General features: G+C 72.1%; 20 protein-coding genes and 2 pseudogenes. 10 read left to right on the top strand and 12 right to left on the bottom strand.

Features of this window, described 5'->3' with window-relative positions; genetic code table 11:
* Positions 1-8 precede the first annotated feature (8 nt).
* The 6 genes from ACFQS1_RS30545 (at position 9) to ACFQS1_RS30520 (ending at position 8184) form a co-directional block, all read left to right on the top strand.
* Positions 9-3512, top strand: coding sequence for an ATP-binding cassette domain-containing protein (locus ACFQS1_RS30545; RefSeq protein WP_378975081.1), 3504 nt, complete (start codon positions 9-11; stop codon positions 3510-3512).
* A gap of 532 nt (positions 3513-4044) precedes the next feature.
* The gene (locus ACFQS1_RS30540) at positions 4045-4656 is read left to right on the top strand and encodes a TetR/AcrR family transcriptional regulator (protein ID WP_378975105.1); all 612 of its coding nucleotides are present in this window, start codon (positions 4045-4047) and stop codon (positions 4654-4656) included.
* Positions 4657-4717: 61 nt separating this feature from the next.
* Positions 4718-6202, top strand: coding sequence for an FAD-dependent monooxygenase (locus ACFQS1_RS30535; RefSeq protein ID WP_378975079.1), 1485 nt, complete (start codon positions 4718-4720; stop codon positions 6200-6202).
* 320 nt (positions 6203-6522) lie between these two features.
* Positions 6523-7008: a DUF732 domain-containing protein gene (locus tag ACFQS1_RS30530; protein WP_378975077.1), complete on the top strand. Its 486-nt coding sequence runs from the start codon at positions 6523-6525 to the stop codon at positions 7006-7008.
* Positions 7009-7107: 99 nt separating this feature from the next.
* Positions 7108-7386 carry a peptidoglycan-binding protein gene (locus tag ACFQS1_RS30525; protein WP_378975075.1) on the top strand — a complete coding sequence of 93 codons (279 nt, stop codon included), beginning with the start codon at positions 7108-7110 and terminating at the stop codon, positions 7384-7386.
* Positions 7387-7410: 24 nt separating this feature from the next.
* Entirely contained in the window at positions 7411-8184 is a 774-nt protein-coding gene (locus ACFQS1_RS30520; protein ID WP_378975073.1) for a TIGR03089 family protein, read from the top strand.
* Between the two features lie 336 nt (positions 8185-8520).
* Here the strand turns inward: ACFQS1_RS30520 and paaE are convergent, their stop codons facing one another.
* The 10 genes and pseudogenes from paaE to paaN form a co-directional block, all read right to left on the bottom strand.
* Complete coding sequence (gene paaE, locus ACFQS1_RS30515; RefSeq protein WP_378975071.1) at positions 8521-9579, bottom strand: 1,2-phenylacetyl-CoA epoxidase subunit PaaE; 1059 nt, start codon at positions 9577-9579, stop codon at positions 8521-8523.
* Between the two features lies 1 nt (position 9580).
* Positions 9581-10069 carry a 1,2-phenylacetyl-CoA epoxidase subunit PaaD gene (gene paaD, locus ACFQS1_RS30510; RefSeq protein WP_378975069.1) on the bottom strand — a complete coding sequence of 163 codons (489 nt, stop codon included), beginning with the start codon at positions 10067-10069 and terminating at the stop codon, positions 9581-9583.
* 64 nt (positions 10070-10133) lie between these two features.
* A complete protein-coding gene (gene paaC / locus ACFQS1_RS30505) occupies positions 10134-11084 on the bottom strand; it encodes a 1,2-phenylacetyl-CoA epoxidase subunit PaaC (protein ID WP_378975067.1) in 951 nt (316 codons plus the stop codon).
* Between the two features lie 7 nt (positions 11085-11091).
* The gene (gene paaB, locus ACFQS1_RS30500) at positions 11092-11388 is read right to left on the bottom strand and encodes a 1,2-phenylacetyl-CoA epoxidase subunit PaaB (protein ID WP_378975065.1); all 297 of its coding nucleotides are present in this window, start codon (positions 11386-11388) and stop codon (positions 11092-11094) included.
* Complete coding sequence (gene paaA, locus ACFQS1_RS30495; RefSeq protein ID WP_378975063.1) at positions 11385-12383, bottom strand: 1,2-phenylacetyl-CoA epoxidase subunit PaaA; 999 nt, start codon at positions 12381-12383, stop codon at positions 11385-11387. The genes paaB and paaA overlap by 4 nt, the downstream gene beginning before the upstream one ends.
* The gene (locus ACFQS1_RS30490) at positions 12380-13255 is read right to left on the bottom strand and encodes a 3-hydroxyacyl-CoA dehydrogenase family protein (RefSeq protein WP_378975061.1); all 876 of its coding nucleotides are present in this window, start codon (positions 13253-13255) and stop codon (positions 12380-12382) included. The genes paaA and ACFQS1_RS30490 overlap by 4 nt, the downstream gene beginning before the upstream one ends.
* The gene (locus ACFQS1_RS30485; protein WP_378975059.1) at positions 13252-13983 is read right to left on the bottom strand and encodes an enoyl-CoA hydratase/isomerase family protein; all 732 of its coding nucleotides are present in this window, start codon (positions 13981-13983) and stop codon (positions 13252-13254) included. The genes ACFQS1_RS30490 and ACFQS1_RS30485 overlap by 4 nt, the downstream gene beginning before the upstream one ends.
* Positions 13980-14438: pseudogene (locus ACFQS1_RS30480) on the bottom strand (3-oxoadipyl-CoA thiolase); the annotation flags it as partial. The pseudogene ACFQS1_RS30480 and the gene ACFQS1_RS30485, both read right to left, overlap by 4 nt.
* Positions 14439-14459: 21 nt before the next feature.
* Positions 14460-14636, bottom strand: a pseudogene (locus tag ACFQS1_RS40695) (thiolase family protein); the annotation flags it as partial.
* Positions 14629-16323: a phenylacetic acid degradation protein PaaN gene (gene paaN, locus ACFQS1_RS30475; protein WP_378975055.1), complete on the bottom strand. Its 1695-nt coding sequence runs from the start codon at positions 16321-16323 to the stop codon at positions 14629-14631. The pseudogene ACFQS1_RS40695 and the gene paaN, both read right to left, overlap by 8 nt.
* Before the next feature lie 100 nt (positions 16324-16423).
* Here paaN and paaI point away from each other — a divergent pair, with 100 nt between their 5' ends.
* The 4 genes from paaI (at position 16424) to ACFQS1_RS30455 (ending at position 19929) form a co-directional block, all read left to right on the top strand.
* The gene (gene paaI / locus ACFQS1_RS30470; protein WP_378975103.1) at positions 16424-16804 is read left to right on the top strand and encodes a hydroxyphenylacetyl-CoA thioesterase PaaI; all 381 of its coding nucleotides are present in this window, start codon (positions 16424-16426) and stop codon (positions 16802-16804) included.
* A 44-nt stretch (positions 16805-16848) separates the two neighbouring features.
* Positions 16849-17388, top strand: a complete 540-nt coding sequence (locus ACFQS1_RS30465; RefSeq protein ID WP_378975053.1) for a TetR/AcrR family transcriptional regulator — start codon at positions 16849-16851, stop codon at positions 17386-17388.
* Between the two features lie 10 nt (positions 17389-17398).
* Positions 17399-18706: a phenylacetate--CoA ligase PaaK gene (gene paaK, locus ACFQS1_RS30460; protein ID WP_378975051.1), complete on the top strand. Its 1308-nt coding sequence runs from the start codon at positions 17399-17401 to the stop codon at positions 18704-18706.
* Positions 18707-18858: 152 nt separating this feature from the next.
* Complete coding sequence (locus ACFQS1_RS30455) at positions 18859-19929, top strand: glycoside hydrolase family 3 N-terminal domain-containing protein (protein WP_378975049.1); 1071 nt, start codon at positions 18859-18861, stop codon at positions 19927-19929.
* A gap of 490 nt (positions 19930-20419) precedes the next feature.
* Here ACFQS1_RS30455 and ACFQS1_RS30450 read toward each other — a convergent pair whose 3' ends face one another.
* Together ACFQS1_RS30450 and ACFQS1_RS30445 are read right to left on the bottom strand one after the other, a co-directional pair.
* Positions 20420-21415, bottom strand: a complete 996-nt coding sequence (locus tag ACFQS1_RS30450; RefSeq protein WP_378975047.1) for a LacI family DNA-binding transcriptional regulator — start codon at positions 21413-21415, stop codon at positions 20420-20422.
* A gap of 1395 nt (positions 21416-22810) precedes the next feature.
* Positions 22811-23395 (bottom strand): DUF624 domain-containing protein, encoded by a 585-nt coding sequence (locus ACFQS1_RS30445; protein ID WP_378975045.1) that lies wholly within the window; start codon positions 23393-23395, stop codon positions 22811-22813.
* Between the last annotated feature and the right edge of the window lie 2 nt (positions 23396-23397).

The following is a 23397-nucleotide window of genomic DNA, read 5'->3' as shown; positions in this document are numbered from 1 at the left end:
GGTGCCTGATGCGTCTGCTTCGTGACCTGTGGGCCACGTCCCGTAGCCGCACGGCCCTGGTGGCCTTCCTCATCCTGCTCGGCGCCGCCGGTCAGGCCGGCGCGCTCGCGCTCGCCGGCGCGGTGCTGGTCAACCGGTCGACGTCGCTGTTCGCGGTGCTCGCGGCCGCGCTGGTCGCCTCGGTGCTCAGCGACGTCGTGGTCGGGCTGATCTCGGCCCGGCTCACCGCCGACTGGGCGGCCCGGCAGCGGCGCGGGCTCAACCGGGTGGCCTTCGGGCAGGATCTGCCGACGCTGGAGAACACGCCGGTCGGCGAGCTGCTCGACCGCATCGACTCCGACGTCTACCAGGTCGGCTCCGAGCTGCGCGGCAGCGGCGTGCGCATCGCCCAGTCGGTGGCGGTGGCGACCCTGTCCATCGTGACGGCGTTCTTCGCCTGGTGGCCGGCCGGCATCGCCATGATCATCGTGTCGATCCTGCTCTACCTCACCATGGGCAAGCCGATCCAGCGCATCTCGCCGCTGCGGATCTCCGAGGAGGAGTCCTGGTCCGACCTGGCCGCGGTGATGGAGGAGTCCATCCACGGCCAGGACGACGTGCGCACGAGCCTGGCCGCGCCGTACGTGCGGCGCGTCTACGCGCAACGCGCGGCCGAGGTCCTGCGCCGCGGCCGGCTGGTGTGGCACGCGAGCGCGCGCATCACGATGGGCGCCGGCGCCATCACCCGCTCGCTGATCGCGACGCTCGTCGTGGTCGGCGCGTGGGCGCTGCTCACCGGCAACATCAGCGGCGCCCGGCTGACCGCGGTGTGGCTGCTGGCGCTCGGCTTCGGCGGCACCCTCGAACACGTCACCCGCATGGTCCCCGAGCTGCAGAACGCGCTGGGCGCGTGGAGCCGGGTGCAGCTGCTGCGCGACGTACCGCAAGAACCCACCGGCGGGCTCGAGCCGGTCGACGGCGACCTGGTCGTCCGCGACCTGACCTTCCGCTACGGCGAGTCCGACTCCGGCCGCCCGCCCGCGCTGAAAGATGTCTCGCTGACGTTCGCGCGCGGCCGGTCGTACGCGTTGATCGGCCGCACCGGATCCGGCAAGAGCACCCTGGCCAAGGTCCTCACCCGCGCGGTCGACGTGCCGCGCGGCACGGTGTTCCTCGGCGGCACCGACCTCAACGACTTCGACGTCGAGGCCCTGCGCCGATGGACGGCGATCGTGCCGCAACGCACCGAGATCCTCGCCGGCACCCTGGCCGAGAACATCGCGCTGTTCGACCCCGAGCTGCTGCCCCGGGCCGCGACCGCGCTCGACGAGCTGGGCCTGACGGCGTGGGCCGAGAGCCTGCCCGAGGGCATCGACACCAAGCTCGGCGAGGGCGGCCACAAGCTCTCCGCCGGCCAGGAGCAACTGGTCGCGTTCGCGCGCATCCTGGTGCGCGACCCGCAGGTGGTGATCCTCGACGAGGCCACCGCCCGGATGGACCCGGTGACCGAGAGCTGGGTGCAGCGGGCCACCGACCGGCTCCTCGAGGGCCGCATCGGCGTGATCGTGGCGCACCGGCTCTCCTCGGTGCAGCGCTGCGACGAGGTGGTCGTGCTGGCCGACGGCAAGGTCCTCGAGGCCGGGCCGCTGCGCGAGTCGGCCCGCTTCGCCGAGCTGATGGCCTCCAGCAGCCTCGCGGTGCCGGCCACCGCCCCGGCCACCGGTGGCGGCGGCGTGCTGGTCGCCGAGCGCGACTGGGCCGCGCCCCCGCAGGCCGGCCCGGCGCGAATCGAGCTGGGCGCCGAGGCGCTGGCCAACACCCTGCCCGCGGTCGAGCCGCCGCCGCTGCCCGACCCGCCGCGCACCCGCACGATGCGCGAGATCGTCCGCCTGGCGACCAACGATCCGCGCTTCGGGATGGGCGCGGTCGCGCTGTTCATCGTGCTGATGGTGCTGGGCCTGGACGGCCCGGTGCTGCCGCTGCTCTGGACCGACGTGGTCGACGGGGTGGGCAACCCGCTCTACCCGGCGATCGGCATCGCGGCCGGCCTGATCGTGGCGATCCCGACGCTCTACTACACCGGCGCCTGGTTCCCGGAGTGGTGGGTCCGGCAGATGCTGCGGATCAGCCTGCGCCTGGTGCACGGTCAGATCGGCCCGCGCCGGGTCAGCAAGCACACGCCGGCCGAGGTGGTCGCCCAGGGCGGCGACACCGAGCGGGTGGTGATGCTCGCCGACAACCTGATCGACAACGTGACCAGCCTGATCCTCATCGTGGTGATGACGGCGGTGTCGCAGTCGATCGTGCCGGGCCTGTTCTTCCTCGGCACGATGGTGGTCTCCGGCCTGGCGGCGACGCTGTTCGGCCCGCGCCTGGAACGGGCGGCCCGGCGTACGGTGGCGGGCCGGGCGGCCTTCGCGACGGCGCTGGTGTCGTCGCTGTCGGCGGCCCGCACGGTCAAGCTGGCCGGCGCCACCGAGCCGGTGCTGGCCCACCTGGCCCGGCTCGACGAGATCCGCAGCGACCGGCAGCGGCACGAGATCGTGATCCAGGTCTGGGCGCGGTCCACTCCGTCGATCGTCAGCGGCCTGCTGCCGATCGCCGCCTGGGCGCTGTACCTCGGCGGCCACCTCACCGCGGCGGCGACGCTGATCGCGGTGGCGACGCTCGGCGCGGCCCGCTGGTTCGCGTGGACCACGGCGTCGCTGGTGTCGCAGCTCCCGTCGGCCCGGGTGTGGACCCGGCGGACGGTCGCGATGTCCGGCATCTCCGAGTACACGGCGGACGTGCCCGGCGTCGACCTCTCGGCCGGCACCGCGCCGGCCCCGCCCACCGCGGCCCGCAACCCGCTGCGGACGCTCGAGCTGCGCCACTTCAGCGCCGTCCACGAGAACGGCACGGTCGGCGCGCAGGACGTCGACCTGACCGTCGAGCGGGGCCAGCTGGTCCTGGTGGTCGGCCCGGTCGGGGCCGGCAAGAGCTCCCTGCTGCGGGCCCTGGCCGGCATCGTGCACCACACCGGCGAGCTGCGCTGGAACGGCAACCCGGTCGACGAGCCCGAGGTGTTCCTGCGCCCCAACCAGGTGGGCTACGTCGCCCAGCTGCCCCGGGTGCTCTCCGGCACGGTCGCCGACAACATCCAGCTGGGCCACGAGCTCGACGCCGCCGACGCGGTGATGACCGCCCAGCTGGAGCACGACCTGACCGCCTCGGGCGGCGGCCTGCAGCTGCTGATCGGCCACAAGGGCACGAGGCTCTCCGGCGGCCAGTTGCAGCGCCTGGCCCTGGCCCGGGCCCTGGCCCCGCGCACCGAGCTGCTGATCGCCGACGACGTGTCCTCGGCGCTGGACGTGACGACCGAGCTGGAGCTCTGGCGCGCGCTGCGCGAACACGGCGTGACGGTCGTCGGCTCCACGTCGAAGCGGGCCGCCCTGACACAGGCCGACCGCGTGGTGGTCCTGATCGGCGGCCGGGTCGAGGACCAGGGCACCTGGGAGGAGCTCCAGGACCGCTGGGGCCACCTGGCCGGCTGACCCCCCGGCCGGCCCAGCCACACGGCGGCGCCGGGACCCACCTCCCGGCGCCGCCCTCTCCCTGCCGTCTTACGCGCTCACACGCAACCGTCCACCCCACAACGCTCGCGGGTCGCCGTCTTGCCCGCCCACCTCACCCGCCCGCCCCACAGCGCTCAGTCGTCGCGCCACTCGTCCGCGCCACCGCACGGGGAACACGCCGATGGGGAACACGCCGATGGGAACACGCGACCGCAGGGCAACGCTCTCGCCGCACAGCGTTCGCCCGATCGCCCGATATAGCACGTTATTTCCGGCGCAATCGGTCGAGCGCGGCTCGCGCTGATGAGTTGCGGTTCGCAACGAGCCGGAATTTATCAAGACCGGGGCGACATCGGGGCAGCGCTCGCACGTAGGCCAAGCGCCGCGGGAAAGGTCATCCTAGGAACCTGGGCTGATGCCCTACCCGGCCCACATAACGTTGCTGAGGGTGGGCTGAGGAAAGTGCGTGGCACGCATGTTTGCGGGGCACGCAGGTTTTGGTAGCGTTGCGATGGTGGGGCTGCGGGAACGGAAGAAACAGGAAACCCGGGCGGCGCTCAGCTGGGCGGCCATCCGGCTGATCGTCGAGCGCGGTTATGACCGCGTTCTCGTCGAGGACATCGCCAACGAGGCCGGTGTCTCGCCTCGCACGTTCAACAACTACTTCGGGAGCAAGGCCGAGGCGGTCGCGTCCCGCCACCTCGACCGGCTCCTCCGGATGGCCGACACGCTGCGGGAAAGACCGGCCGGCGAGCCGCTGTGGGAGGCCATCACCCACGCCATGATCGAGGAGCACCGGCCCGGCCCCGAGGTCAGGGCGCACCCCCGGGGCGACCGGGACGTGTGGACGGCCGGGCTGAGGCTGATGTTCGAGGTGCCCGCGATCCAGGCCGCGACGCTGCGGGCCGGGGCGCAGGCAGCGGAGGCCGTGGCCGCGGCCGTGGGGGCGCGTACGGGCACCGACCCCGCGACGGACATGTATCCGAATCTGGTGGCCGCGACCGTGCTGGCCGCGCAGGACCTGGCCAGCAAGACCTTCATGGTCACCGGGCAGAGCATCAACGTGCTGATCGCTGATGCCATGCGGCAGATCGCGGCGGGATTGCCACCACCGAAACCCTGAGCCGCACATATTCATCCGAACACGAATGCACGGCCTCTAAGAATGGGCGGTGAGGTTTGTCATGCCTTTCGACGTTGTCATTTCCGGTGGTGGGCCCAACGGGCTCATGGTGGCCTGTGAGCTGGCGCTGGCCGGGGTCCGGCCGGTGGTGCTCGAGCAGCGCACCGGGCCCGCCGAGGAGCAGCGGGCCAACGGAATGGTCGGCCAGGTGATCCGGCTGTTCGAGCGACGCGGCCTCTATGGGCGGCTGAGCGGAAACGCCGCGCCGCCCGCGCCGGCGCCACAATTCATGTTCGCCGCGTTTCCGCTTCCGCTGCATCAATTGACCGACAACCCGGTCTACACGATTCTGGTTCCGCAGCAGAAGATCGAGGCCATGCTCGCTTCGCGCGCGGAGGAGCTCGGCGTCGAGATCAGGCCCGGGCACACGGTCACCGGCCTGACGCAGAAGGACGAGGCCGTCGTCGTCACGGTCGACGGGCCGGACGGTTCCTACGAAATGGAAACGCGTTATCTCGTGGGCGCCGACGGCGGCCGGAGCATCACGCGAAAGCTGGCGGGCATCGGCTTTCCCGGAGTGGCCAGCGACCATACGGTCTCGCGGACCGCCCACATCACGGTGCCGCCGGAGTATCGGGACGCCGTTTCCGGAGGTCTGCGCGTCCCCGGCTACGGATTGATCCCGCCCTTCCTGCACCATCGCAGCGAGCGAGGACTCGTCTCCTACGCTCCGTTCCCGGACGGGCGGACGCTCCTCAGCGTCACGGCGTCCGACCTGCCGGAGGGCGACGAGCCGTTCGCCATTGCCGAGCTTCAGCAGGCGCTGACCCATGTCCTCGGCGTGGAGGTGCCGCTCGGTCCGCCGGTGGGCGACGGGCCGCACATGCTTCGCCGGCGCTCCGGCGGTCAGACGCGGCTGGCCGAGCGTTACCGGGAGGGACGGGTGCTCCTGGTCGGCGATGCCGCGCACGTGCATTCGGCGATCGGCGGCCCCGGACTCAACCTCGGCCTGCAGGACGCGGTGAACCTGGCGTGGAAACTCGCCGCGACGGTGCGCGGCTGGGCGCCGGACGGCCTGCTCGACACCTACGAAACGGAACGCCGCCCCGCCGGCGAGCGGGTCACGATGCACACCCAGGCGCAGTCGGTGCTGGTCGGCCCCGGTCCCGAGGTCACCGCGCTGCGCACGCTCTTCGGCGAGCTGCTGGAGAAACCCGCGGTGCTTCAGCACATCGCCGACCTCATTGCCGGCGCCGACATCCGGTACGGGTCGAGCCCCGGCTCGCCGCTGACCGGAAAGTTCGTCCCCGACCTAGGCCCGGCGACCCATTCCGGCCGCCCGCTGCTGGTCGACAACACCGGAACACTCGGCCCGGTGGCCGCTCCCTGGAGCGACCGCGTCGACGTCGTGACCGCACCGGTCGAGGGAGCGACGGCGTTGCTCGTCCGCCCGGACTGCTACGTGGCCTGGGCTTCCGCCGACGCCGCACCGGATGGTGAGACTTTGCGAGCCGCTCTCACCGAATGGTTCGGCGCGCCGAGCTGAACGGACCGCGTTCGGTCCGCTCACCCGGTCGGGTCTCGTCATCACTCGGCCGTGGGCGCGGCGGGATGATCGCGGAGTGGCGGGACCTAGGGTCTTCCGGTGCCTTTCGCCCGTTTTTCGACCATCTTGGTGCCGCTGCCGCCCCGGCCTCCCGTGCGGGTCGCCGCTCCACCGGATCCGGCTTTGTCGCTGCCTCGGGACTCACCACAAGGCGGGTCGGTCGTTGGTGGGGAGACGGCTCTGCTGCCCGTCGTGGTGCCGGGCGCCGCTCGGGGCGCCTCTTCGGGGGGCGTCGAGAAGGGGGTTGAGTCTTGAGGCGAATGCTTGCCGTGGCGGCGATCGCCGCGCTGGGGCTGGCCGGATGCGGGGAGGATGCCGGAAAACCGGCGGCCGCTCCGGTGGTCTCGGCTGATGACGGTGCTCATCCCGTACGGGAAAGAAAAACGCAACCTGCGGAAAGCGCGACCTCCAGGTCTCGCACCACTTCGCCGGCGCCGGAGGTGCGGCGAGCCGAGCCGGCGCGCACGGCCGGTGGTGGGGCGGGCAGCGGGGATCTGGGGCTTGATCGGTTCGTGGCGGCGGTGCAGCGGCAACTGCCGGCCGTCGCGGTCGACCGGCGGGACGAGGAGGTGGAGGACCTTGGTGTGCAGGCCTGTCAGGGGCTGGCCGCCGGGGAGAAGGACGCCGTCGTCGCCGGTGCGATCAGCGAGCAGGGAGTGGCGATCGGAGACGCGCGGAAACTTGTCGCGCTGGCGCGGGCCACGGCGTGCGCGGATCGGCCGAAAGTCGGAGCCGGGCGCGGATAGGCAGGACCTTGGTCCGATGTGGGTCGGGGCCGGTCCGCGGAAGCTTGATGGCAGGAGACCGGCGGCTTTCCGCCGGCGGCTTCCGGAAGGAGGTAGGCGATGTCCGCACGAGGAATGCTCAGCGTGGTCGGCACCGCGGTCGGTGGGTTGATCGGGTGGCCGGAGCAGCCGCCGCCGGCCGAGCCCGAGGTGGTGCGGTCGTTGCTCGCCGAGGTCGGCATGCCGGTCGGCGAGGGCGAGTCGCTCGAGCTCATGGTGCGGGCGTTCCAGGAGCGGGTGGGGCTCGAGCCCGATGGGGTCGCGGGGCCGCGGACGGTGCATCTGCTCGCGCGGTACTCGGCGGAGATTCGCGCCCGCAACCTCGGCATGGCCGCGTAATCGCAGGTCGGTAAGGTGCGTGGCATGCGCGCGCCTTCGCTGATCACCTACTACGACGACGCCGCGGGCGAGCGGGTGGAGCTTTCCGCGTACGAGGTGGGGACGTGGTCCGCGGCCACGGCGTCGCTGCTCACCGCGGAGTGCGGGCTGCCGGCCGGCGGGCGGGTGGGGGTGTTGTTGCCGCCGCATTGGCAGACGGCCGTGGTGCTGCTGGGCGCCTGGTCGGTGGGGATGGAAGTGTCGTTCCGCGGATGGGGTGCGGCGGGGTTGTCGTCCGACGGGGCGTTGTCGGATGCGTCGTCCTCGAGTGCGGCGTTGTCGGATGCGTCGTCCTCGCGCGCCGCGTCCTCGGGTGGGTTGTCGGGGGCGCTTGATGCGACCTTCGTGGAGTCCCGGCGCATCGGTAGCTGGCTCGAGGACGTTCCCGCCGCGCGGCATCAGTTCTCGCTCTTCGGGACGGCGCCTTCCGGCTATCGCGATTTTGTGACCTCGGCGCGGGCGCACCTCGGCGTCGGCGCGCCGTTGTGGTCGGTCGCCGTCGACGACGTCGCGGCGGCGGGTGGCGCGACGTTCGGCGAGTACGGGGCGGTGGCGCTGGGCGTCGCTTCGTCGCGGGGGATCACGCGCGGGGACCGGGTGCTGATCGATGCCTCGGCCACCGAGGAACCGCTGATCTGGCTGCTAGCGCCGCTGTCGGTGGGCGCGTCGATCGTGCTGTGCGCGAATCTGGATCCGGCGAGGCTCGCGGAGCGGGTGGCGGCGGAGCGGGTCACCAAGGTGTTCGCCGCCGCGGCGTGACCGGAGCGCGCGGCAGGCGAGTTGCACCCGGTTTTGTGCCGGTCGTCGCACCCGGTCGCGGCCGGCTCCACCGTTTGACACTCTCATGAGGACGATCACATGGTGGAGAAGATCCACCTATCGCGGTAGCCTCCCCGCCCGGGGGTGGAGCACAGTCCGATGCCGCCCTCGGTGCGGGACGAGCCGCTGCCGCTGGGGCGTTGTTGGGGCGCTCCAGCGTCAGCCCCTCCCCCGTCCTTGTCTGTCCTCGCCCGTCCTGGTCTGTCCTTGTCTGTCCTCGCCGGGCCTCGCCCGTCGGATCGCCCGGCCCGCGTGGCCCCGGCCGGCCCGCGGGGCTCAGTCGTCGAAGGTCACCTCCAGCTTCGGGCTCGCCGGTCGCGACTGACATGTCAGCACGAATCCGGCCTCGAGCTCGGCCGGCTCGAGGGCGAAGTTCCGCCGCATCGTCACCTCGCCCTCGGTCACGCGCGCCCGGCACGTGCCGCACACCCCGCCCTTGCAGGCGAACGGCAGGTCGGGCCGCACCCGCTGCGCGCCCTCCAGGACCGTGTCGCCCTCGGCGACCGTGACCGTCGTGGCCCGCCCGTCGAGCACCACGGTGACCTCGCTGCTCGGTCCCTCGATCGCGCGCTCCTCGCGACGCGGCTCGGGCGGCAGCTCGTCCACCCAGAACAGCTCCCGATGGATCCGCGCCGGCGGCACCCCCTGCTCCCCCAGCACCCCGATGGCGTCGGTGACCATGCCGAACGGGCCGCACAGCCACCAGTGATCCACCGCGCCGACGTCGATCAGCAGGGGCAGCAGCGTCCGCATCTTGGCCGCGTCGAGCCGCCCGCTGAGCAGCTCGACCTCGCGCGCCTCCCGGGACAGCAGATGCACCAGCTCGAGCCGGGATGGATGGCTATCTTTGAGGTCGGCGAGCTCCTCCGCGAACATCACCGTGTCGGCGCGCCGGTTCCCGTACAGGATGCTGACCTGCGCCCCCGGCCGCCGCAGCAACGATGTCGCGATCGACAGCACCGGCGTGATCCCCGAGCCCGCGGCGATCATCACGTGCCGGCCCCCGGCCTCGAGGTCGGGCGTGAAGGTCCCGGTCGGCGGCGCCACCTCCACCGCGTCCCCGACCCGCAGCTCGTGCACCAGCCACGAGGACACGACGCCGCCCGGCACCTCGCGCACCCCGATCCGCGGCCGCGCCCCGACCGGCGCGCAGATCGAATAACTGCGCCGCTCGTCCGCCGGGTCGGCCGGCCTTCGCACGGTCAGCGACTGCCCCGCCCGGAAGGCATAGGTCGCCGCGAGCTCGTCGGGCACGTCGAAGGTGACCGCCACGGCGTCCTCGCACAGCCGTTCGATCCCGGCCACGCGCAGCGGATGGAAGTCACGCACGACCACCTCAGATCTCCTTCATGTGCTCGAACGGCTCCCGGCAGGAGGGACATCGCCGCAGCTCACGGCACGCGGTGGCGCTGAAGGCGGAGATGCGCTCGGTTTCCGCGTGCCCACACTGCGGGCACGCGACCGACTCGACGGGCAGACCGAGGGCAAGAGGCACCGGTCCCGCCGATCTCCGGGGCGCCGCGCCGGGCGGCGCGATCCCGGCGGCCGCGAGCTTGGCCTTGCCGCTTTCGCTGATCCAGTCGGTGGTCCAGGCCGGCGACAATTGCGTACGGACTTCCGCGCGCCCGAACCCGGCCCCCCGCAGAGCGGTCACGATGTCGTCCCGGATCGCCTCCATGGCCGGGCATCCCGAGTACGTCGGCGTGATCGCCACAGTCACGCCGTCCCCGTCCTCGCGCACCTCCCGGACGATGCCGAGCTCGGCCAGCGTGACCATCGGCAGCTCCGGATCGGTGACGGCGGCGACAACGTCGGCGGCGCTCACCGGACACCTCCCGGCAGCACGCCGGCGAGCTCGGTGACCGTGGCGACAATCTGGGCGGCGCCGCTCACCAGACACCTCCCGGCAGGGCCCGGGCCAGCTCCTGCATCTCGGCGAGGATCTCCGTCAGCTCGGGGCCGTGGACGCCGTCCCGTCCCGAGCGCCCGGAGCCGGTGTCGTAAGCCGGCCCGCCTTGGGCCTGCCCGCCTTGGGCCTCCCCGTCCGGTCTCCGCGCCGTCGCGTCGGTGGTCTTCTCCGAGGTCTCGATCGTCGCGGCCTCGAGAACCTGTGCCATCGCCGCATCGAACTCGCCGCGCAGGACGGACGGATCCACCGCGACACCGGCGGCCGCGAGCCGAACTTCCGCCTCGTGCGGCTCGAACAGCTCGGCGGCCAGCGGCAGGATCGCGTCGATCGCCGCGCGCATGCGCTGGTGGGACAGGTCGGTGCCGTCGCCGAGGCGGACCACCCACTGTGCCGCGTACTCCCGGTGGTAGGTGACTTCCTTGACGCCCTTGGCCCCGATCGCCGCGAGCACCGGGTCGCGGGATGCGGCCAGCCGGTCGAGCAGCGGGAGACGCCAGCAGGAGAAGACCAGAAGCCTTGCCACGAGGTGAGCGAAGTCCTCGTCGGCGCGTTCGGCCAGGCGCACGTTGCGGAACGCGGTGGGGTCGCGGAGATACGCGAGCGCGTCTTCGTCGCGGCCGGCGTTCTCGACCTCGCCGGCCCGGGTGAGCAGCAGGCGGGCCTGGCCGAGGAGGTCGAGGCCGATGTTGGCGAGGGCCAGCTCGTCCTCGAGTTCGGGCGCGCGGGTCACCCACTGCTGGAGCCGATGCGACATGATCAGGGCGTCGTCGCCGAGCATCAGGCAATACGTGGCCAGGTCGGCACGGTCGATCCCGTCGGGCACGGCCGTCGGCACGCCGGCGAGAGGGTCGGCGAAGCCGGTGCCGTAGGCCCAGCGGGCGTCGTCCGCGTGGTCGGTGAGTGCGCCGTAGGCGTCGTCGTCGAAGGACATGGCGGCCTCAGATGTGCGGAACCGAGTCGGGGATCGAGTAGTACGTCGGGTGGCGGTAGACCTTGTCGCCGCTGGGCGCGAAGAACGCGTCCTTGTCGCCGGGCCCGGAGGAGACGACATCGTCGGAGCGGACCACCCAGATGCTGACCCCCTCGTTGCGCCGCGTGTACAGGTCACGCGCGTGGTGCAGCGCCATCTGGTGGTCGGCGGCACGCAGCGACCCGACGTGCACATGGTTGAGTCCGCGCTTGGCTCGCACGAACACCTCGAACAGCGGCCACTCGTGCGTGATCTCGTCGCTCATGCAGCGCCTCCTTCGCCTTGTTCCCCAGGCCGTGCACCCGCTGCCGCAGCGCCGGCGCGGGCTCCCGCCTGCTTGGCGGCGTGCGCCGCGGCGGCCTCGCGCACCCAGGCGCCTTCCTCGTCGGCGCGCCGCCGGTGGGCGATGCGCTGCTCGTTCATCGGTCCGCCGCCGGAGATGACGCGCTTGAACTCGGCCCAGTCGATCTCGCCGAAGTCGTAGTGCTCCCGCTCGGCGTTCCACCGCAGCTCCGGGTCGGGCAAGGTCACGCCGAGCGCCTCGGCCTGCGGGACGGTCATGTCGACGAAGCGTTGCCGCAGCTCGTCGTTGCTGTGCCGCTTGATCTTCCAGGCCATCGACTGCGCGCTGTTGGGCGAGTCGTTGTCGGGCGGGCCGAACATCATCAGCGACGGCCACCACCAGCGGTTCGTCGCGTCCTGCACCATCTCGCGCTGCTCGGGCGTGCCGGTCATCATGGTCATCAGCAGCTCGTAGCCCTGGCGCTGGTGGAAGGACTCCTCCTTGCAGATGCGGATCATGGCACGCGCGTACGGCCCGAACGAGCTGCGGCAGAGCGGCACCTGGTTGCAGATCGCCGCGCCGTCGACCAGCCAGCCGATCACCCCGACGTCGGCGAAGGTCAGCGTCGGATAGTTGAAGATCGACGAGTACTTCTGCCGGCCCTCGATGAGCCGCCGGGTCAGATCGCCCCGGTCGGCGCCGAGCGTCTCGGCCGCCGAGTAGAGGTAGAGCCCGTGCCCGGCCTCGTCCTGCACCTTGGCGAGCAGGATCGCCTTGCGGCGCAGCGACGGCGCGCGGGTGATCCACGCGCCCTCGGGCTGCATCCCGATGATCTCGGAGTGCGCGTGCTGCGCGATCTGCCGGATCATCGTCTTGCGGTATCCGTCGGGCATCCAGTCACGAGGCTCGACCCGCAGATCCTTCTCGATGGTCTCGGCGAAGACCCGCTCGCCGTCGGCGGCGGAAACCGCGCTCATGATGTCTCCCAGGTGAAGAAGCCTTGCCCGGTCTTGCGGCCCAGTTCGCCCCGGGCCACCTTGTCGCGCAGCAGCGCGGGCGGGGCGAACCGCTCCCCCAGCTCGCGGTGCAGGTGCTCGGCGATGGCGAGGCGCACGTCGAGGCCGACCAGGTCGGTGGAGCGCAGCGGGCCCATCGGGTGGCGATAGCCCAGCTCCATGGCGCGGTCGATCGACGCGGCGTCGGCCACGCCCTCCTCGAGCATGCGGATCGCCTCGAGGCCGAGCAGGACGCCGAGCCGGCTGGTGGCGAACCCCGGCGAGTCGCGCACCACCACCTCGGTCTTACCCAGCCCGGCGACCCAGGAACGCGCCGCCCCGGCGGTGTCGTCGCCGGTGGCCGGCCCGATCACGATCTCGACGAGACTGCTGGCCGGGACCGGGTTGAAGAAATGCAGCCCGAGGAACCGCTCGGGCCGTGCCAACCCGTCGGCGATGCCGGCGATGGACAGCGAGCTGGTGTTGCTGGCCAGCACCGCCTGCTCGCCGACCGCCTCCTCGGCGGCGGCCAGGACCCGGACCTTGAGGGCGGGGTCCTCGGGCACGGCCTCGACCACCAGGTTGACGTCGGCCGGCAGCGCCGACACATCGTCGACCAGCACGAGCCGCTCGAGCACAGCGTCGGCCGGCTCGGCGAGCTTCCCCTTGTCGGCGGCGCGCAACAGGCCCATGGCGACCCGGTCGCGGGCGGCCACCGCGGCGGCCGGATCCCGCTCGGCGAGGCACGCCACCGCGCCGGCCACCACGAAGACCTGGGCGATGCCGGCGCCCATCCGGCCGCCGCCGATCACGCCGACCAGTTTGGGCACCGCGGGCGAAATGGTCGCGCTCATGAGCGGCCTCCCGCGAGGAACGCGTCCATCCGGTCGCGCTTGTCGGCCGACTCGAACAGGATCGCCTGCGCCAGGTCGTCGGCGACGGGATGACCGCCGGGCGCGTCGGCGACCAGTTTGGTCAGCCGCAGCGCCAGCGGACCCGAACGCGCCATCCGGTCGAGCAGGGCGTGGGCGCGCTTGAGCAGCTCGTCGGCCGGGACCACCTCGGTGACCAGGCCGAACCGCAGCGCGTCGTCGGCGTCGAGCCGCTTGCCGGCCAGCAGCACCTGCTTGGCCACGGACGCGCCCACCAGCTCGCGCAGCCGCCAGCACGCGCCGGCCGCGGCGAGGATGCCCAGGCCGGGCTCGGGGTTGCCGAAGACCGCCGTCGTGGAGGCGAGGCGGATGTCGCACGCGTACGCGAGCTCGGCCCCGCCACCCAGCGCATAGCCATCGACGGCGGCGACGGTCGGCATCGGGAGCCGGGCCACGCGGTCGAACAGGCGGCTGTTGATGCCCTGCAAGGCCTGGTCGCGCCCGCGCTCGCGCAGCTCACCGATGTCGGCGCCGGCCGCGAACGTGCCGCCGTCGCCAGTGAGCAGCAGCAGCCTCGGTCGCTCCTCGAGCTCCGCGCACACGTCGTGCAGCTCGCGGACCATCGCCGCGTTGATCGCGTTGCGCGCCGAAGGCCGGGTGAGGGTCGCCACGACGCGGTCGTCCCGCTCCTCGATGCGAAGGGTGTTCACGGCTGCTCCAGGAGCATGGCCGCGCCCTGACCGACGCCGACGCACAGGGTGGCGAGGCCGCGGCGCGCGCCCTCCCGCTCCATCCGGCCGAGCAGGGTCACCGTGATGCGGGCGCCGGAGCAGCCGAGCGGATGGCCGAGCGCGATCGCGCCGCCGTCCGCGTTGACCCGCTCCTCGTCGAGCTTGAGCCGCCGGATCACCGCGAGGGACTGGACCGCGAACGCCTCGTTGAGCTCGACGGCGTCGAGGTCGCCGATGCCCCAGCCGGCCCGGGCCAGTGCCTTTTCCGTGGCGGGGACCGGGCCGAGGCCCATGAGCTGCGGCGCGACGCCCGCCGCGGCGCCGGTGACGACGCGAGCGCGGGGCGCCAGGCCGTAGCGCTCGACCGCCGCCTCGCTCGCGACGACCAGCGCGGCCGCGCCGTCGGAGAGCGGCGAGGACGAGCCGGCCGTGACCACGTTGCGGTTGTCCTCACCCGCCTGGTTGGCGGCGCCGAGCACGACCTCCTCGATCGCCTCCGCCGGCGCGCCGGAGCGGCTCACGGCCTCGCGGACCACCAGGGCCGCGAGATCGTCGGGCCGCGCCGCGGCGAGCGCCCCGCCGTACTTGCCCTGCGGGGTGCGGACGCCACCGACCAGGTAGACCTCAGGCATCGGCCGACTCCGGCGCGGGGACGTGGTGGCGGGACTGCAGGGCGAAGAAGCGGCCGGTGACGTAGTAGTCGTCGGTCAGCGAGGCGGTGGCGGCCGGGTTGGCGCCGGTGCCGTGCAGGTCGCTGAAGGCCGCGGTCTGGTTGACGAAGACGCCTCCGGTCAGGTTTTCCGACAGGTGCACGCCGGCGTCGAGCGCCGCCTCGCGGGCCGCGGCGAGCACGTCGGGCGAGGTCGAATAGACCGAGGCGGTCAGCGCGCCGTGCGCCCGGACCGTCTCGACGAACAGCGCCAGGCTCGCCGGGGTGGAGTCGGTCGCGATGAGGAACGACACCGGGCCGAACCACTCGCGCGTGTAGGTCTTGTCGTCCGCCGCGTCGAGCCGGACCACGACCGGCGTGCGGATCGTCGCGTGCGGGTACTGCTCGTCGGCGACCCCGGCGGACGGGTGCACGACCGACGGCGAAGCGCCCGCCTCGGTGAGCCGGCCCAGCACGCCGTCGTTGACGATTGCGCCCAGCGTGCCGGCCGCGCGTTTCGGGTCGCCGAGCAGCTTGCCGAGGGCGGCGGACAGGTCGGCGCCGAACTCGTCGAAGCTCTTGTGCCCGGCGTCGGTCTCGATGCCGTCCCGCGGGACCAGGATGTTCTGCGGGGTCGTGCACATCTGCCCGCTGTACAGCGAGAGCGAGAAGGACAGGTTGCGCAGCAGGCCCTTGTAGTCGTCGGTCGAGTCGACGATCACCGTGTTGAGGCCGGATTTCTCGGTGTAGACGACGGCCTGGCGCGCGTTGGCCTCGAGCCAGTTGCCGAAGTCGCTGGAGCCGGTGAAGTCGATGATGCGCACGTCGGGGTGGGTGGCGAGGGTGGCCGCGATGCCCTCGCCGGGCTCCTCGGCGGCCAGCGTGACCAGGTCGGGGCTCTGGCCGGCCTCGGCGAGCACCTCGCGGCAGATCTGCACGGTGATGGCGAGCGGCAGTACCGCGCCCGGGTGCGGCTTGACGATCACCGGGTTGCCGGTGACCAGGCTGGCGAACAGGCCCGGATAGCTGTTCCACGTCGGGAAGGTGTTGCACCCGATCACCAGGGCGACGCCGCGGCCCACCACGGTGGTCGTCTTTTCCAGGCGCAGCGGGTCGGCGCCGCGCTGCGGCTTGGCCCAGCCGGCGTCGGCCGGCATGCGGGTGGAGGCGGCCAGCGCATACGCCACGGCCTCGAGCGCCCGGTCCTGCGCGTGCGGGCCGCCGGCCTGGAACGCCATCACGAACGCCTGGCCGGTGGTGTGCTGGACGGCGTGGGCGAGCTCGAAGCTGCGCGCGTTGATCCGCTTGATGATCTCGGCGGCGACCCCGGCCCGCCCGTACGGCCCGGCGGCGCGCCACGCGGGAGTGGCGGCGCGGGCGGCGGCGACCAGCGCGAGCGGGTCGGCCTTGGGATAGCTGATGCCGAGCTCGATGCCGTACGGCGAGCGCTCGGTGGCGACCGTGCCCACCGCGCCCGGCACCTCGACCGGGAAGGTCTTGCCGAGCAGCGCGGTGAACGCCCGCTCGCCCGAGGGCGCGGCATCCTCACCGTAGACGGACTTGCTCGGCGACTCGGGGAAGGCGGACCAGTAGTCGCGCTCGCGCGCGGCCTTGACGGCCCGGTCGAGCAGCTCGCGATGCGTCTCGTACAACTCGGTGGGGGTTGTCATCTGCGCTCCATTGCGGTTGGCTGGTCTCTAATTATCTACCGTCCGTTCGGTCGGTAATCAAGCCTCGGGAGTCAGGGTGGCACAGACCTCGGCCCACGACATGTTCGAGCGGGACACCGCGTCCAAGTCCGCCGGCATCGAGCTGCTCGACGCCGGGAACGGGCAGGCCACGGTGCGGATGACGGTCACCGGCGACATGGTCAACGGGCACGCCATGACCCACGGCGGGTACGTCTTCATGCTCGCCGACACCGCCTTCGCGTGCGCGTGCAACAGTCATGGCCCGGTCACCGTCGCCGCCGGCGCGGACATCTCGTTCCTGCGTGCCACCGCGCCGGGCGACGTGCTCATCGCGTACGCGAAAGAAAGAGCGGCCCGGGGACGCAGCGGGATCTACGACGTCACCGTGACGTGCGACGGCGACGTCGTCGCCGAGTTCCGGGGGCGCAGCCGCACGATCGGCCCGGCGGGCCCGGCATGACGGCGCCGCGGCGCCGGGGCCGGCCCGGCCATGACCTGGACGCGGTGCTGGCCGCCGCCGTGCGCCTGTTCAACGAGCAGGGGTACGACGCCACCAGCATGTTCGACATCGCCGAGTCGCTGGGCATCACCAAATCGAGCGTCTACCACCACATCAGCGGCAAAGAGCAGTTGCTGCAAATGGCGATGGACCGGGCGCTCGACGGGCTCTTCGAAGCGGCCGCGGAGGTGCGTAACCTCGACGTGCCCGCGCTCGACCGTCTCGAGCGGCTGATCCGGCGCAGCGTGATCGTGCTGGCCGATCGCTTCGAGTTCGTGACGGTCCTGCTGAGAGTGCGTGGCAACACCGAGGTCGAGCAGCATGCGCTGGCTCGGCGCCGAGAGTTCGACGCGGTGGTGACAGAGCTCGTGAAACAGGCACAGGCCGAGGGTGGCGTGCGCCCGGATGTCGATCCGGCGACCGCGGCCCGCCTCCTCCTCGGCATGGTCAACTCGCTGACCGAGTGGTACAAGCCCCGCCCCGGCGGCGCCGGCTCCATCGCCGACGCCGTCACCGCCATCGCCTTCGAGGGACTGCGCATATAGGAGGTCGCAAGTGCAGGACCGCTCCCCCCGCCCGGAAGATCTGGACCCGATCGAGCGCGCCTCCGTCGATGAACTGCGCGAGCTGCAGCTCAGCCGGCTGCGATGGTCGCTGCGGCACGCGTACGAGAATGTGCCGCAGTACCGCAAGATGTTCGACGAACGTCAGGTGCACCCCGGCGACCTGCGCGATCTCGCCGATCTCGGCAAGTTCCCGGTCACCAGCAAGGCGACGCTGCGCGACAACTATCCGTTCGGTATGTTCGCCGTGCCGCGCGAGCAGATCGCCCGCCTGCACGCCTCCTCGGGCACCACCGGCACCCCGACCGTCGTCGGATACACCCGCCATGACCTGCGAATATGGGCGCAGCTGATGGCGCGGTCGATCCGCGCCTCGGGTGGCCGGCCCGGCGATCGGGTGCACGTCGCGTACGGATATGGTTTGTTCACCGGAGGCTTGGGCGCCCATTACGGCGCCGAGGAGCTGGGCTGCACGGTCATCCCGGTCTCGGGCGGCATGACCGAGCGCCAGGTCCACCTGATCCGCGACTTCGAGCCCGAGATCATCATGGTCACGCCCACCTACATGCTGGCGATCGTCGACGAGATGGAGCGCCAGGGCGTCGATCCCCGCGGCACGTCGCTGCGGGTGGGCATCTTCGGCGCCGAGCCGTGGACGCAAGATCTGCGCCGCGAGATCGAGGAGCGGCTCGACATGCACGCGCTCGACATCTACGGCCTCTCCGAGGTGATGGGCCCCGGCGTGGCCAACGAGTGCATCGAGACCAAGGACGGCCCGCACATCTGGGAGGATCACTTCTATCCCGAGATCATCGATCCGGTGACCGGCGAGGTCCTGCCCGACGGCGAGGTCGGCGAGCTGGTCCTCACGTCGCTGACCAAGCAGGCCATGCCGGTGATCCGCTACCGCACGCGCGATCTGACCCGTTTGCTGCCCGGCACGGCGCGCCCGATGCGCCGGATGGAAAAGATCACCGGCCGCACCGACGACATGATCATCCTCCGCGGCGTCAACCTCTTCCCCACCCAGATCGAGGAGCTCATCCTCCGCACGCCCGCGCTGGCGCCCCATTTCCAGTGCGTGCTCAGCAAGGAGGGCCGGCTCGACGCGCTCACGGTCAAGGTGGAGCGCCGCACCGAGACAAACCCCGCGGTGGCCACGCAAGCGGGCCACGATCTGGTCACCGCGATCAAGAACAACATCGGAGTTTCCGTACGGGTGGAAGTGATCGAACCCGATGGCGTGGAGCGTTCGATGGGCAAGATGCGGCGCATCGTCGACCTTCGAGGAGGTGCCTAGAAGGGCTAGCGTTGGCGCCGATGCGCATTCGGATCTTCGCCTGCTGTGCCGCCGCGCTCGCTTTGACGGCGTGTCACTCGTCGACGCCCGCGGCTGCCCCATCCGTGACAGCCTCGTCCCCGGCTGCCCCGCCCACGGCTGCTCCCTCCACGGTGGCCACGACCTCGGCCGCGCCACCGTCGTCGTCGCCCGGCGCCGACTGCGTCACGCGGACGCTGGACGGGCTCACCCTCGCCCAGCGGGCCGGCCAGCTCCTCATGGTCGGCACCTCGGTGAACGCGCCGAGCGGTCTGGGCGACACGGTGCGCCGATACGAGCTGGGCGGGGTCTTCCTGCACGGACGCAGCACGAAGAGGGCGGCCGAGCTGCGCGCCGACATCGCCGGGCTGCAGAAGCGGTCGGAGCTGCCGCTGCTGATCTCCCTCGACCAGGAGGGCGGCAACGTGCAGACGCTCAAGGGCGCCGACTTCCCGCTGCTGCCGTCGGCCCAGAAGCTCGGCGCTGGCGCGCTGCCGGCGCTGCGGAACACGACGAGGGACAGCGCACACCGCCTCGACGGCATCGGCGTGAACGTCAACCTCGCCCCGGTGGCCGACACCGTGCCGGCCTCGCTGGGCGTGGGGAACCCGCCCATCGGCTACTGGCACCGGCAGTACGGCTCCGACCCGGCACGGGTGGCCGCCGACATCCGGACCGTCGTGCCCGCCAGCCAGGACGCCGGCGTGCTGACCGTGCTCAAGCACTTCCCCGGGCTCGGGCGGGTGCGGGCGAACACCGACACGTCGACGAAGGCGGTCGACCCCACGGCGACCGCGAATGATCCCTATCTCGAGCCGTTCAAGGCGGGCATCCAGGCCGGGTCGGCGTCGGTGATGATGTCGTCGGCGAAATATCCGCGCCTCGACCCCGGGGCGATCGCCGCGTTCTCCCGGCCGATCGTCACCGGGCTGCTGCGGGAGCGGCTCGGCTTCGACGGCCTGATCATGTCGGACGACCTCGGGGCGGCGGTCGCGGTGAGCGGGGTGCCGGTCGGGCAGCGGGCGGTACGGTTCGTGGCCGCCGGCGGCGACATGGTGCTGACGATCCGGCCGTCCGACGCGGCTCCGATGGCGGGCGCGCTGATCGAGCGAGCTTCACGGGACGCGGCGTTCCGGGCGCGGGTGAGCGATGGGGCCCGGCATGTGCTGGCGGCCAAGGAGAGGGCGGGGCTGCTTTCCTGCTAGCCACGCCGGGAGCCACGCTGATCTGTCGCGCCGCCCTCGGTGGGCCGCCCCCCTACTCGGTCGCCCCCTGGCGGCCGCGCCCTCGGCCGCCCGGACTCGGCCACACCCACTCCCCCGCGTGCACTCGACCGCGCCAAGTCGGCCCACCGGGCCGCCCCGAGTCGGCCGCCCCACCTGGCCGGGCTGTCCCTACGCCGGCCTTCCCTCGGCCGGGCCTTCCCTCCATCGGGCCTCCCCTCCGCCGGGCCTCCCCTCCGCCGGGCCTCCCCTCCGCCGGGCCTCCCCTCCGCCGGGCCTCCCCTCCGCCGGGCCTCCCCTCCGCCGGGCCTCCCCTCCGCCGGGCCTCCCCTCCGCCGGGCCTCCCCTCCACCGGGCCCTCCCTCCACCGGGCCCTCCCTCCACCGGGCCCTCCTTCCGCCGGGCCCTCCGCCGGGCTTTCCCTCCGCCGGCTCGTCGGGCCGCTCGCATCGGGGTCACCCCGCGGCGCCGGTCACGCCGGCCGGGGTGGTGCGGTGCTGGCCCGGACGACGAGGTGCGGGACCACGACGGTCTCCATGCGGCGGGTGCGGCCGTCGTCGAGACGGGAGACGGCGGCGGCGACCGCGTGGCGAGCCTGGGCCGGCGCATCCTGGTTGACCGAGGTCAGGTCGATGTGGGCGAGGCGGGCCAGGGTGCTGTCGTCGTAGCCGACCAGCGAAACCTGACCGGGGACGTCGACGCCGGCCCGGACGAACGCGTCCATCACGCCCACCGCGAGCCGGTCGTTGGACGCCACCACGGCCGTGGGCAGCACGTGCTCGGCGACGACGCGGCGCCCGGCCCGTACGCCGCCTTCTTCTGTGTGATCACCCGGCAGGACCTCGGCGACCAGCCCGGCCCGCCGCATCGCCCGGCGATAGCCGCGGCGCCTCGCCGCCGCGACGGCGCCGCGGCCGCCATCCACGAACGTGATCCGCGTATGTCCGAGATCGATCAGATGGTGGAGCGCCGCGTCGACCCCGACGTCCTCGGCCGGTCGCACGACATCGACGTCGGCGTCGCCGACCGGCCGGCCCACCACCACGCACGGAACCTGTCCGGCCAGCGTGTCGAGCGTGGCATCGGGCGCGTCGGGGCCCAGCAGGATCAGGGCCTCGCAGCGGAAGTCGAGCAGGGTCTCGACCGCGCGGGCCTCGTCGCGGTCGCGGGTCAGCGTGGAGAGCACCACCTCGTAGCCCGCCTTGTCGGCCTCGGCATGCAGCTCCTCCACCAGCTCGGCGTGGAACGGGTTGCGCACATCGAGCAGCACCCCCAGCAGGTGACGGCGCCGGCGGGCGAGCAGGCTGGCCGTGCGGTCGGCGCGATAGTTCAGGTCGTCGGCGGCCGCCAGCACCCTTTCCCGGGTCTCGGCGCTCGGTCCCGGCGCCCCGCGCAGCACCAGGGACACCGATGCGGTCGAGACGCCGGCGCGAGCGGCGACGTCGGCGAGGCGCGGTCGCTGATCCACTGAATCACTCCCCGTCAGGCCCTTGACACACATCGAGATCGACACAGATAGTACAGGGACTTAAAGCGCTTTAAGGATGCCCCGGAGGTACACATGTCCTGCTCCTCGACAAGATCGCCGGGCGGTCACCCTGCCTCGAAGCGTTCCCTCCCGCACGGCCCCGCGCCTGGTCGGCTCTCCTGCCGCCCGTCTCCGCGCGATGTATAGCCTTATTGACAATTCTCTGGCGCCGCTGAGATTACCGTACTCGGAATGGTGAAGGCGAGCGAGGTTGGCATGATCGACAGCAATTCCGGGCTTACCGGTGGCTTCGCGGAGTGGGAGAATATCGGGGTGCGGCAGCTAGAGTTATTCACCAGGTCACAGGTGGCAGGAATGCGTGATCGCACCCGGTCGCGCCGTTATTCTCCCGAGGCGGCGACATTTCGCCGGCAACACGCCCGGCATCGCGCATGGGGCCTTGCCCAACGGCACGCCGAAAAGCTACAGCGGTTGCAAGATGGCAATGCGGACGGCCCGCTGACCAGACCAGAGCCCGAGCGAACAGACCAGGCGAGCGCTCCGTCGTCCCGATCGCCGTCCCCGACCTCATCCCTGTCGACGTCGCCGTCTCCATCCCGGTCGCCATCCCCGTCATCGTCGCCGCCGTCATCGTCGCCGCCGTCATCGTCGCCGCCGTCATCGTCGCCGCCGTCACCGTCGCTGCCGTCGAAGTCCGAGGCCCTAACTCCGCCGCCGTCACCGTCGAAGTCCGAGGCCCCAACTCCGCCGCCGTCACCGTCGCCGCCGTCGAAGTCCGAGGCCCCAACTCCGCCGCCGTTACCGCGGACATCCCCGTCGCCTTCGCCCTCACCATCCCCATCGCCTTCCCGGCCCTCGTCACCGCCGCCGTCTCCGATACTGCCGCCCTCGTCGGTGCCGGCCGCGACTACCAACCCCGCCGGCCACCGCCTGGGTCCGGCCGGGAGGGAGCCGCGCCGGGTGCGTGGGCACGTCCGACCCTCGGCAGGCACGCAGCAACGACATACCGCCCTGATCGCCGCACCGACGCCGGCGGCAGGCCGAACGAGAAGCCCGCCGCACTGTTGACGCATGACTTGCGCAGCTCCAAACTCGCCATTGTTCGCGCGCGGTTCCACACCGATTTCCGCAGCGAGCGACACCATTCCGGAAACTTTTCGACAATGGTCTTCGGAGGTACACCGGATTGCGCTCGAAAAACGAGCGGGCGGCGGCATAGTGCGCCCATCATTCGGAGGTTATGTCACCAGGAATATCCGAGCTTCGTAGGCGCCCCGATTCGCGGGTAGCGGCGATGAAACATGCGCCGGCCGCAAATCGCCGGCTACGAACGATCGGCCCGACCACCCAGGCCAGCGGCAGCGCGCGGCCCGCCTATGCCGCTGGGGTCAGGGGGCGCCCGGCCACCTTCGGCGTCACCACGTGCAGGGCGAACAAAACGTATCCCGCCAGCACCGGCACCAAGGCCGGGTGCACCAAAGCGGCCAGCACCACCGCTACCGCCAGCACCGCGGCCGCGGCCACTGCGGTCATCGGGCGGTTCAGGGCCAGCGTCAGCGCCTCGCGGGCGGCGCGTCGCTCGGACATGCCCCACTGCACCGCCACCAGCGCCGCATAGCCCGCTACCAAGGCCGACGCGGTCAGGACTGCGGCCAAGGCCGGGCCGCCGCCGGGGACTGCGCCTCGGCGTAGGCCGGCTATGTCCAGGGCTATCAACGTGATCGCGGCCAGGGCGATCGGGCCGGCCGGCATGGCCGGGATCAGGCGGGTGCGGAAGGTCGTCCAGCAGTCGGCCAGGGACGGCCAGCGGCCGTTGGCGATCAGGTGGCGGATGGCCTGGCTGCCCGCGGCCACCGCCGCTCCCGCGGTCAGCAGCGGGAGCGACAGCAGCGTGACGACTATGCCCAGCAGGGCCAGGTCGGCGGCCAGGCGCAGCGAGTCGCGCCAATCGTGTGGCATCT

The sequence above is a fragment of the Paractinoplanes rhizophilus genome, from assembly GCF_042664765.1.
GTDB lineage: Bacteria > Actinomycetota > Actinomycetes > Mycobacteriales > Micromonosporaceae > Actinoplanes > Actinoplanes rhizophilus.
This window is presented reverse-complemented; position numbering and strand designations above follow the sequence as displayed.

What these genes read in the sequence shown, in the direction of transcription:
- ACFQS1_RS30545 (WP_378975081.1), top strand. Translation starts at nt 9, where the DNA reads ATGCGTCTGCTTCGTGACCTGTGGGCCACGTCCCGTAGCCGCACGGCC.
- ACFQS1_RS30540 (WP_378975105.1), top strand. Translation starts at nt 4,045, where the DNA reads ATGGTGGGGCTGCGGGAACGGAAGAAACAGGAAACCCGGGCGGCGCTC.
- ACFQS1_RS30535 (WP_378975079.1), top strand. Translation starts at nt 4,718, where the DNA reads ATGCCTTTCGACGTTGTCATTTCCGGTGGTGGGCCCAACGGGCTCATG.
- ACFQS1_RS30530 (WP_378975077.1), top strand. Translation starts at nt 6,523, where the DNA reads ATGCTTGCCGTGGCGGCGATCGCCGCGCTGGGGCTGGCCGGATGCGGG.
- ACFQS1_RS30525 (WP_378975075.1), top strand. Translation starts at nt 7,108, where the DNA reads ATGTCCGCACGAGGAATGCTCAGCGTGGTCGGCACCGCGGTCGGTGGG.
- ACFQS1_RS30520 (WP_378975073.1), top strand. Translation starts at nt 7,411, where the DNA reads ATGCGCGCGCCTTCGCTGATCACCTACTACGACGACGCCGCGGGCGAG.
- paaC (WP_378975067.1), bottom strand. Translation starts at nt 11,084, where the DNA reads ATGTCCTTCGACGACGACGCCTACGGCGCACTCACCGACCACGCGGAC.
- paaB (WP_378975065.1), bottom strand. Translation starts at nt 11,388, where the DNA reads ATGAGCGACGAGATCACGCACGAGTGGCCGCTGTTCGAGGTGTTCGTG.
- paaA (WP_378975063.1), bottom strand. Translation starts at nt 12,383, where the DNA reads ATGAGCGCGGTTTCCGCCGCCGACGGCGAGCGGGTCTTCGCCGAGACC.
- ACFQS1_RS30490 (WP_378975061.1), bottom strand. Translation starts at nt 13,255, where the DNA reads ATGAGCGCGACCATTTCGCCCGCGGTGCCCAAACTGGTCGGCGTGATC.
- paaN (WP_378975055.1), bottom strand. Translation starts at nt 16,323, where the DNA reads ATGACAACCCCCACCGAGTTGTACGAGACGCATCGCGAGCTGCTCGAC.
- paaI (WP_378975103.1), top strand. Translation starts at nt 16,424, where the DNA reads ATGTTCGAGCGGGACACCGCGTCCAAGTCCGCCGGCATCGAGCTGCTC.
- ACFQS1_RS30445 (WP_378975045.1), bottom strand. Translation starts at nt 23,395, where the DNA reads ATGCCACACGATTGGCGCGACTCGCTGCGCCTGGCCGCCGACCTGGCC.